Here is an 8967-nt window from a genome sequence, read left to right as displayed (position 1 = left end):
CACGACCAGCATCCCAGCACTGGCTCCCGATCATCCCGGAAACCACTGTGAACCCCGCCGTCAGTGGGGTCCCGTTTGGACGCCGATCACCCCTCCAACAGGGTTCCTATTCCATGCCGATCCACAAACCGGCATTGCTGCCGTCACCCTCTCCCCCTGTTCCCGCACTGCTCAGGCTGAGCCAAATGAAGGTTGCAGGGGATGCTGTCGCTCGGTTCCCATCTGGCGCCCGAGCGCATGGCAGTGAGCATCACCGAGCATCCGAGTGCGGCTGTGGTGATCAACGCCGCCGACCTCAGGCTCAACTTCCGCCGGGGAGCGAGCGTATGAAGATCCGCAGCGCCCATGTCCGTTCCGCCGGAGCAACACCTTGACCAACAGCTCCGGCAGCACCGGGCCTCGGCCCATGTCGCCCGCCGACCTACCGCCGATGTCCGGCGAGGGGCGGCATGTCCTGGTCGTCGAGGATGACGAGGAGCTGCGCAAGCTCCTGCTCTCCCTGCTCCGCAGAAGCGGCTTCCGCGCCAGCGGCGCCCGGGATGGGACCGAGATGCGCCGCCTCCTCGGCTCCGCGCAGGTCGACCTCGTCCTGCTCGATGTCATGCTGCCTGGCCGGTCAGGCTTCGAACTGTGCCGGGAGCTGCGGGCCGAAGGGCGCGCCCCGGTCATCCTCCTCACGGCCCTCGGGGAGGCATCGGACCGTGTCGTGGGCCTGGAACTCGGGGCGGACGACTTCGTCGTGAAGCCCGCCGATCCGGGCGAGCTGATCGCCCGCATTCGTGCCGTCCTCCGGCGCGTGAGCGGACCCGAGGGAGCGGCGGACGGCAAGGAGCGCGAGGTGGCGCGCTTCGCCGGTTGGGCCCTGGACACCCGGCGGCGCGAGCTGCTGCGGCCGGACGGCGTCGCCGTCGAGCTGACCAGCGGCGAATACGATCTTCTCCTCGCTTTCGTCGAGCGGCCGCAGCGCATCCTGACGCGCGACCAGTTGCTGGATCTCGCGCGCAACCGCCCTTACGGCGGGCTGGACCGGTCGATGGATGTCCAGGTCAGCCGGTTGCGCGCGAAGCTCGGCTCGCGGCCGCACGAGGACGGCGAACCGGGTGTGATCAAGACCGTGCGGGGCGTCGGCTATATGCTGTCGGCCCCTGTGGCGTGGTCAGGGTGATCCGTCTCGTACCCCAATCCCTCGCCGCCCGCACCCTGGCGGCGCTTACGATCGGCTTCGCGATCCTGTTCGCCGCCATGGTCGGCGTCCACGACATCCTGCTGCGGCAGGCGGTGGAACGCGGGACCGAGGAGTTGCTGGCCCAGCGGTTGTCGGCCCTGATGGATGCCGTGGCGGCGGCCCCCGAGGCCGAGCGGGACCGGGTGGCCCACGCTCTATCACGGCCGGACCTGACGGTGCACTGGTACCGGGATCCGGCGCCCACGCCCGAACATCCCTCGGCAGAGGAGTGGCCGACGGTCGCGGCCCGGACCAAAGCCCTGAGCAGGCTTGCGAGCGAGGTGCGCGTGCGGCCTGGCCGCTACAACGCCGCGTCGGGCCGCATTGTTGACATTGGCGCCACGGCCCGCCTCACGGATGGCTCGTGGCTGGACGTCGAGCTCGCCTCCTTCAACGTGCTGTCCGCCGACCAGAGCGTGATTCATGCCTATGCTGCCGCGATCGGCCTCGCGCTTCTCCTGGCTGTAGGGTATGCGGCCCGCTCCGTCTCGGCGCCGGTTGCGGCCCTGGCGAAAACCGTGACCCGAATCGACCTCGAGCAGGAACTCCCGGCCATCCCTGCCTCGGGGCCGCGCGAGGTGCGGCAACTGGCCGAGGCGCTGAACGGCATGGCGGTCCGCACCCGTGACGCCTTCCGCCAGAGGACCCTGGCGCTGGGCGCGCTCTCGCATGATCTGATGTCACCCATCGCCCGCCTCAAGCTGCGGGCCGAGGACCTCCCTGACGAGGCTAAGGCGCCGATCCGCCGGGATCTGGCGGAGATGGAGACGATGGTCTCCGACGTCCTCGCCTACTTGCGGGGAGGACATGATGGTGAGGCCATCCAGCCGCTGGCAGTCACTGCGCTCGTCCGCACCGTGGCGGACGAGTTCATCGACGCCGGAACGCCCGTCGAGGAAGGGCGAATGGACGAAGAGGCAGTTGTCCTCGGCCGCCGGGTGGCCATCAAGCGCGCCGTGACGAACCTTGTCGCGAACGCCATTCGGCACGGGCGGGATCCGTGGGTCGGGGTCGAGGCTCTTCACGACGCGGTGCTGGTGCGCGTCGGCGACCACGGACCTGGCATCCCGCCGGAGGATCTGCCGCGGGTCACGGAACCCTTCTTCCGGGGCGACCGGGCACGAACCGCGGGCGGGGGCAGCGGTCTCGGCCTGTCAACCGCGCGGGCCATCGCCGAAGGCCATGGCGGCGGTCTGGAGATCGACAGCGCACCGGGCCGGGGCACCGTGGTCACCCTTCGTTTTCCGCGGAGGGTTCAGGCTGCCGGTGCGGCGGGACGCGGAAACAAAACGATGTAATTCGCCAGCGGCCGGATCCTCGTCCCGGGCGTTAGCGGACGGGCAGACCGGAGGCGCGCCGAGGAGCGCGTTCCGGCGCACCCGGCGCCGCGGGATGTCCAACGGCTGGCTGACGATCAGCTCGGAACCGCGAGGCGATAGACATGGCCCGCGTGGAGCTCGAGCATGGGCGCGATCCGGAGATGCGGCGCACCGCGCAGGAGATCATCCAGAAGCAGCAGCAGGGGATCACCGAGCTAAGGGCCTGACCGTCCCATCATCCGATTCGATAGCGCCGTCCGGCTGGAGCCGGTGACTACGTTCCACTTGACCTTCCCACCGCGGGAAGCCGTACCTCTTCTCACCTTCAGAAGGAGGGCGACGCGATGATGCGCTTCACGATCGAGAACATGAACTGTGGCGGCTGCGCCAAGGGGGTGACTGCGACCGTCAAGGCCGCCGATCCGTCGGCGGAGATCGAGGTTCAGCTGGACAGGAAGGAGATCACCGTGAGCGGCGGTCGCACCGACAGCGACGCGCTGCGGGGTGCCCTACAGGCGGCCGGATGGAAGGCGGAGACTGCTCCCGCCTGAGGCAGGCCGCCGTCGGCACCATGCGGCAGCGGCAACAATTTGGTGTGCAATTGTCGCTGCCGTCAGCCGGGCATCCGCCTATTCATCCTGGGAGGCTTCCGCCGCGCTGCTCGGTTGCGACGAGCCTGAGCACAGGAGTTCCCATGTCTTCACGCTACGCATTCATCCGGCGCGGTGTGTTCGCTGCCGCCTTCGCTGCGCTTCTGGCTCCCGGAGCCGCCTCCGCACATGCGATGCTGCATTCCTCCGATCCCACCGACGGCGCGACGCTGAGCGCTTCGCCGCGCGCGCTCAACCTGATGTTCACCGAAGACTGCCGCGTCACGGCATTGCGCCTGCTCGACGAGGGCGGCCGCGAGCACCAGTTGCGCCGTGAGGGCGGACGTGCGGCATCGAGCCGGGCGACCGCGACGGTTGCTACGCCGCTTCCGCCGGGTGCCTACCGCCTCGAGTGGCGCGCCATGGGCGATGACGGCCACGTCATGAGTGGGGCGGTACGCTTCGCCGTGAACGCCTCCCGGTGATCCTGGAGCTGCTCCGGCCGGAGCCGGATCTGCTCCGTGGACTCTCCGCGGCGCTGCGCATCGTGTACTACGTGGCGTGCCTCGGGGCTGCAGGCTTGGCGGTCTTCGCCATCGGCTTCGGGCGACTCCAAGAGCCGCAGGACGCCGCCGCATGCCGCAGCATGACACTGGGAATGGTGGTGGTGGGGCTGGCCTCCAGCCTCGCTTGGCTGGCTACTCAAGTGGCCATCGCGTCGGATGGGGATCCGTTCGACGCCGAGGTCTGGGACATGATGCTGACGTCCCGCCCGGGCAACTCCGTCCTGATCGCGTGCGCAGGCTTGATCGCGGTGGCCGTGGCCACCTGGATCGGGCGCGCCGCCGTCGCGGTCGGCGCGGCGGGCACCCTGGCGGTGGCGGCGAGCTTCACGGCGGTCGGCCACACGACCCAGCACCAGCCCCGGCTGCTGCTGGCGGCCGCCCTCGTGGTGCACCTTCTGGCGGTAGCCTTTTGGGCAGGCAGCCTGTGGCCGCTCTTGCTGGCCTCCAGGCGCGGCGGCCGGGAGGCGGCCCAGCTGGTCGAGGGCTGGGCACGGGCCGCCACCTGGATCGTGGGCGGCCTTGTCCTGGCGGGGGCGGTGCTGGCTTGGCTCCTGGTCGGGCGCCTGGAACTCCTTGTGACCACGGCCTACGGCCGGGCTCTCCTGACGAAGGTGGCACTGGTCGGCGTCCTGCTGGGCTTCGCGGCTTGGCACCGGTTCCGGCTGACGCCTGCCCTCGCGATCAACCGCCCTGGATCCGGCAGGCGGCTCGCGGTCTCCATTGGTTGGGAGATCGTCGTGATGGTCCTGGTGTTCTGGGCCGTCGCGGAGATGACCTCCACCAGCCCGCAGGGTGAGGGCTGAACGCCCGCTGGTGCTGGCCCGCGGCCCGACCCTTCCTTGGTGCGAGCCGCGGGCATGTACCGACGGGCACCGCTCACCTGACGGTCACCGATCGGCCGCCGCCGTCAGGCCGGTGGCGACCCGGCGCGCAGCGGGAGCGCCGATTGCCGGAGCGGCGCCCACCTCGTCGCCACTGGGGGGACCACGCCTCTCCCGTGGCGACACCGACGTTTGTCAACACTGACGCTGGTGGCCGGGCTCCCATGTAGCCGCCGGTGCGCCCGGTAGCGCACATCTGAAGTTGAAGTCGGTTCCTGCGCGTCTGGAGCCCCTGCATGTCCGCGATGGAGGAAAGCCCCGAGGCCAATCTCGCAGCCCCCATGGCGACATAACGTTCCGGGCGCGTTTAGTAGTGACGTTCCGCGCGATTCGTAGTGATAATGCCCCGCAAGCCAATGAAATCACTGGCTGATTCCGGCCCGAATGAAGAAAGAGATACAGGGACCCTACTCACAACGCTCTCGGGGCCGCCGTGCGCCCTAGCTTGCGCCGGAACGCACCCGGAGCCGGATCAACTCTCCCCTTGCTCGTCAGGACGGGACCGAGCGTCTGCCCGCGAGCTCGCGGGCACGCTTTCACCGGCCCGCCTCCCTCTGGATCCGGCTTTGGCGCTCCTGGAGGCTGCGCTCGCGGTCCGGCCAGCTGCTCTTGATGAACGCGAGGACCGCGCGGATCTCGGTGTCCGAAAGCACGCCCTTGAAGCCCGGCATGTCGCTCTCATACCCACCGCCGACGACAGCGGACGTACCGTCCCGAATGATCCGGAACAGAACTGCGTCGGGATGGTGCCAGGTATGGCCCGAGGCATCGTGCGGGGGCGCAGGCAGCTTTCCGTCGGGTCCGCGTGAGCGCCAGTTCGGCTGGCCCTCCAGATTCACACCGTGGCACCGCGCGCACTGCTCGGCGTAGATCTGGCGGCCGAGGGTGACCTGCTCCCGATCGCCGGGGCTGATTGCGGCCGATGCCGGATCTGGCTGGCCACGCCCCGAGAGCAGCACCGCGCCACCTATTGCGGCCGCGAGCACGGTGACGAACGCGGCGAGCAACAGATGCCGCCGCCGTCGTCCTAGGTCTGGACGCCTCACCACTCACCTCCAAACGATGCACGATCCGGGACGACGTGCGCGGCAGCTCCCAGCAGGGCGGAAGCGATCAGCAGGTGTTCTGAGAACCTTGTCGGCGTCATAACCCCTCAGCTTTCGGCCGCCGCGACCTCACGCGGGCGGCCCATTGCCTTCGACGCGGACGCGGTCGAACCCGCTTTGACCTGGGGCTCGCTCGCATGGCACGACCGGCCCGACTTTCCGGCCATGCACAGTCCCAGGGCGCACATGACAATGCACGGCGCCACACTGACCAGGATTGGGGCAACGCCGGTCGCGGTGAGCCAAGTCCACTGCCAGGAAACGCCCGCCGCCACGGCAGCGAGTCCGAGCAGCACCAGGGCGCGCCGCCCCCGCAGAGCCGGGCGGAGGCGGCCACCGATGCCGCTGATGGGCGCACGCGCTTGGGTAAGGTCTGATTGGATCGTCATCTGCAGCCTCCTCAAATGGTCGCGTGGACACTGGTGCTGCCGTCCCAGGCGACGGCGTGGATGCAGAATGGCTCCCGCCTAGTCCCCGCCGTGCCGAGCGGCGTCCCCGCGGGAGTGGTGGCCCTCATCCGCGGCCGCTCGGCTGAGAGCCTGCGAATGGCTCCGGCGGGGACGTGTCCCTCGGCGTCGCAGCCTTCGGCAGCGGCGATATGGCAGCCATCCACTTCCTCACGGGTGCCCGCCGCGCGGCTCATCGTCGCCAGGGCGCCGGTCAGCCGAACGCCGACGGCGAAGCCGTTCCGCCGAAGGTGCGCCGCGTAGTCCTCGCAGTTGCACTGCGGGCTCTTTCGGAGCGTGACCTGCGTCGGGGTGTTTGCCTGCGCGCGCAGCCGGGCGCTGGCTGCCGCCGAAAGGGAGGCGCGGCGGAAGAGTGAGGTCGTCATCGGTTCTCCTTTTCTCGGTGTCCGGCTCGGCTCAGGCCACCCGCAGCACGCCCATCAGGCCGCTGACTTCGTGGTCCATGACATGGCAGTGCAGCATCCAGTCGCCCGGGTTGTCGGCGACGAAGGCGACCTCCACGGTCTGGCGCGGCTCGACGAGCACCGTGTCGCCCCATTCCGCCCCGGCCACCGCGGTGCCGTTCCGGGTCAGGACCCGGAAGCTGTGGCCGTGCATGTGCATCGGGTGCCACCACGCGGTCTCGTTCCGAAGCGACAGCACGCAGGTCCGGCCGCGTGCGAGGGTCAGCAGCGGCGGCATGCCCGTGTCGCCTCTGCCGGTCATGGACATGCCGTTGATGGCCCATGCCGCCCCGCGCATGCCCATCATCCCCATCATGCCCCTGCCGCCCATCATCCCGCCCTGGAGCGCGAGTTCGTGCCGCTCGGCCGTGGCGAGGTCCGGCTCGGGAAGCGGGTTCGGCGGCAGGCGGACCGGGGCGTCCAGTGGGTGGCCGCGAAGGGGCGCGGAGCCGTCATAGGCGAGCGCGACGAGCTCGTAGGCTGAGCGGCCGTAAAAGTCGTCGATCACGGCGTAGCGGCGCCTCGGCTCGCTAACCATGTCCAAGATGACGTCGGCGCGCATGGCGGGACCGAGCAGCAGCCGCCCACCCGCGGGTTCGTGCGGCTCGCAGGGCTGGCCGTCGAAGGCGATGACGACGGGCCGGTGCCCCTCGAACCGCAGCGCCATGATGCGCGCCGTGGCTGCGTTGATGATGCGCAGCCGCACGCGCTCCCCAGCGCGGACGTTGAGTGCGTCTGGCACCCCGCCGTTGACGGTGACCGTGTTGCCGAGGCGGCCACCCATCGCCGCCTCCATGCGGCCGCCGAAGCCCGGAGCGATCTGGGTGCCGCGCGTCAGCCGCCAGTCCTGGATGACCCAGAGCAGCTCGCGGTCCACCCGGGGCGGCTCCCGCTCCTCGACGATCAGCGCCCCGGCCAGCCCGCGTCCCTGCTGCACCAGGCCGTTATCGTGCGGGTGGTACCAGAAGGTCCCGGCGTCGGGCGGCGTGAACTCGTAGGCGAAGCTCCCGCCGGGCTTGATGGACGGTTGGGTTAGTCCCGGCACGCCGTCCATGGCGTTGGGCAGCCGGATGCCGTGCCAGTGCACGGTCGTGCCCTCGTCCAGGCGGTTTTCCACGGTGGCGCGGAACCTCGCCCCTTGGCGGACCCGGAGCACGGGTCCGGGGACCGAGCCGCTGTAGGACCAGACGGCTGTGGCCGGTTGGTCGTCCCCGGCGATCAATGCGCGGGCCGGTTCGGCGGTCAGCCGCAGGGAAGCGGGCACGCTGGTGGCGGATGCGGCATGTCCCCTGCCGGGAAGCGTGCCCGCCAGAGCGAGGGCGCCGCCTGCGGTCCAGAGTTGCCGCCGCGTCAGGTCCGGCGGGGTGGTGATTGGCATGTTTTCCGTCCTCGTCATGCCGCCGCGGCCCGCAGGAGGGCGGGTGCACGGCGCGGATCCGGCGAAGGCCGGACCCATGGATCTCCGTCCGCCGCCCGCGGTGGGCGGGCGACGGTTAGACGAGGGTGGTGGGTCTGGGTGGGAAAGGGTCGGGCGGGAGCGCCCGGCCCCGCTGGCCCGCAGGCGCCCCCACAGCGTACTCGAACGCGACGGCAACGGGCGCGCTGAGGACCGCCGGGGCCGGTAGGCCGACGAATGCACCCAAGCAGGCGAGGGCACTGCACGGCATCATCTTGGCGCCGCCATCGCCGCCGGGTGCCTTGGCCGCGCAGTCGCCACAGGACTGGCCGGGGCCTCCGGCCGTCGTGGTGCCGCCGGGCATGGGCATTGCCGACGCGGTCCCCGGCAGCGCCGTCGCCAGCACGAAGGCGAGGGCCGTCAGGACCAGCAGCAGGCGTCGGAGGACGGGCATGCCCATGGCCGGACGATATGCACCGTGGTGTTCGCCGTGCAAGGTCACGCCCATCCGAACTCCCTCACCGAACCGGCGCCAGGTCGGCCCCGCGGGCGCGCCGGAGCGCGTCCAGCACCGCCTCGCGGCTCAGGACCTCGGACAGGACGATGCCCCGTGGGGCACCCGGGCCGTAGACCGCGTTGAAGGGGATGCCGAACCGGTCGTTGTTGGCGAGGTAGTCGGAGATCCGGACGTCCGGGCGGGTCCAGTCGGCCCGCATGGCGACCACGCCCGGCTCGGCCAGGGCCGCGGCCACCTCGGGGCGCTCCAGGACCAGGGCGTCGTTGACCTTGCAGTTGGCGCACCAGTCGGCGGTCACGTCCACGAAGACCACCTTGCCCTCGGCGACGAACCGCCGGAGGGCGGCCTCGTCGAACGGCGCCCAGGCCGTCGCCGCGGCATTCGGCGGAGCCGCCCGAAGCACGGCGGGCGCGGTTCCGGCGCCGAGCAGAGCGAGCACGACCACCACCGCGGCAGC

At 70.5% G+C, this 8967-nt stretch carries 12 protein-coding genes; 7 read left to right on the top strand and 5 right to left on the bottom strand.

Annotated elements, in window-relative coordinates:
- Positions 1–201: 201 nt before the first annotated feature.
- From ROTAS13_RS28425 to ROTAS13_RS14125, 7 genes are all read left to right on the top strand, one after another.
- On the top strand, positions 202–330 hold the full coding sequence (locus ROTAS13_RS28425; protein WP_256371398.1) for a hypothetical protein: 129 nt from the start codon (positions 202–204) through the stop codon (positions 328–330).
- Positions 331–430: 100 nt separating this feature from the next.
- The gene (locus ROTAS13_RS14150) at positions 431–1165 is read left to right on the top strand and encodes a response regulator (RefSeq protein ID WP_083755535.1); all 735 of its coding nucleotides are present in this window, start codon (positions 431–433) and stop codon (positions 1163–1165) included.
- Positions 1162–2523, top strand: coding sequence for a cell wall metabolism sensor histidine kinase WalK (locus tag ROTAS13_RS14145; protein ID WP_252572779.1), 1362 nt, complete (start codon positions 1162–1164; stop codon positions 2521–2523). Before ROTAS13_RS14150 ends, ROTAS13_RS14145 begins: the two co-directional genes overlap by 4 nt.
- 137 nt (positions 2524–2660) lie before the next feature.
- Complete coding sequence (locus ROTAS13_RS14140) at positions 2661–2771, top strand: DUF305 domain-containing protein (protein WP_256371399.1); 111 nt, start codon at positions 2661–2663, stop codon at positions 2769–2771.
- Between the two features lie 117 nt (positions 2772–2888).
- Entirely contained in the window at positions 2889–3095 is a 207-nt protein-coding gene (locus ROTAS13_RS14135) for a heavy-metal-associated domain-containing protein (protein ID WP_083755532.1), read from the top strand.
- A gap of 143 nt (positions 3096–3238) precedes the next feature.
- On the top strand, positions 3239–3619 hold the full coding sequence (locus tag ROTAS13_RS14130) for a copper resistance CopC family protein (protein WP_073139748.1): 381 nt from the start codon (positions 3239–3241) through the stop codon (positions 3617–3619).
- On the top strand, positions 3616–4503 hold the full coding sequence (locus tag ROTAS13_RS14125) for a CopD family protein (RefSeq protein ID WP_073139753.1): 888 nt from the start codon (positions 3616–3618) through the stop codon (positions 4501–4503). Before ROTAS13_RS14130 ends, ROTAS13_RS14125 begins: the two co-directional genes overlap by 4 nt.
- A 614-nt stretch (positions 4504–5117) precedes the next feature.
- Here ROTAS13_RS14125 and ROTAS13_RS14120 read toward each other — a convergent pair.
- From ROTAS13_RS14120 to ROTAS13_RS14095, 5 genes are all read right to left on the bottom strand, one after another.
- Complete coding sequence (locus ROTAS13_RS14120) at positions 5118–5588, bottom strand: cytochrome c (protein WP_216348653.1); 471 nt, start codon at positions 5586–5588, stop codon at positions 5118–5120.
- Between the two features lie 146 nt (positions 5589–5734).
- On the bottom strand, positions 5735–6076 hold the full coding sequence (locus tag ROTAS13_RS27790; protein ID WP_175562728.1) for a hypothetical protein: 342 nt from the start codon (positions 6074–6076) through the stop codon (positions 5735–5737).
- Between the two features lie 11 nt (positions 6077–6087).
- Positions 6088–6519 carry a DUF411 domain-containing protein gene (locus tag ROTAS13_RS14110; RefSeq protein WP_075822650.1) on the bottom strand — a complete coding sequence of 144 codons (432 nt, stop codon included), beginning with the start codon at positions 6517–6519 and terminating at the stop codon, positions 6088–6090.
- Positions 6520–6550: 31 nt separating this feature from the next.
- Positions 6551–7975: a multicopper oxidase family protein gene (locus tag ROTAS13_RS14105; RefSeq protein WP_073139760.1), complete on the bottom strand. Its 1425-nt coding sequence runs from the start codon at positions 7973–7975 to the stop codon at positions 6551–6553.
- Positions 7976–8511: 536 nt separating this feature from the next.
- The coding region (locus ROTAS13_RS14095; RefSeq protein ID WP_139323361.1) for a thioredoxin family protein at positions 8512–8967 on the bottom strand (456 nt) is incomplete at its 5' end.

The sequence above is a fragment of the Roseomonas sp. TAS13 genome (assembly GCF_001950415.1).
Taxonomy (GTDB): domain Bacteria; phylum Pseudomonadota; class Alphaproteobacteria; order Acetobacterales; family Acetobacteraceae; genus Roseomonas; species Roseomonas mucosa.
This window is presented reverse-complemented; position numbering and strand designations above follow the sequence as displayed.

What these genes read in the sequence shown, in the direction of transcription:
- ROTAS13_RS28425 (WP_256371398.1), top strand. Translation starts at nt 202, where the DNA reads ATGCTGTCGCTCGGTTCCCATCTGGCGCCCGAGCGCATGGCAGTGAGC.
- ROTAS13_RS14150 (WP_083755535.1), top strand. Translation starts at nt 431, where the DNA reads ATGTCCGGCGAGGGGCGGCATGTCCTGGTCGTCGAGGATGACGAGGAG.
- ROTAS13_RS14135 (WP_083755532.1), top strand. Translation starts at nt 2,889, where the DNA reads ATGATGCGCTTCACGATCGAGAACATGAACTGTGGCGGCTGCGCCAAG.
- ROTAS13_RS14130 (WP_073139748.1), top strand. Translation starts at nt 3,239, where the DNA reads ATGTCTTCACGCTACGCATTCATCCGGCGCGGTGTGTTCGCTGCCGCC.
- ROTAS13_RS27790 (WP_175562728.1), bottom strand. Translation starts at nt 6,076, where the DNA reads ATGACGATCCAATCAGACCTTACCCAAGCGCGTGCGCCCATCAGCGGC.
- ROTAS13_RS14110 (WP_075822650.1), bottom strand. Translation starts at nt 6,519, where the DNA reads ATGACGACCTCACTCTTCCGCCGCGCCTCCCTTTCGGCGGCAGCCAGC.
- ROTAS13_RS14105 (WP_073139760.1), bottom strand. Translation starts at nt 7,975, where the DNA reads ATGCCAATCACCACCCCGCCGGACCTGACGCGGCGGCAACTCTGGACC.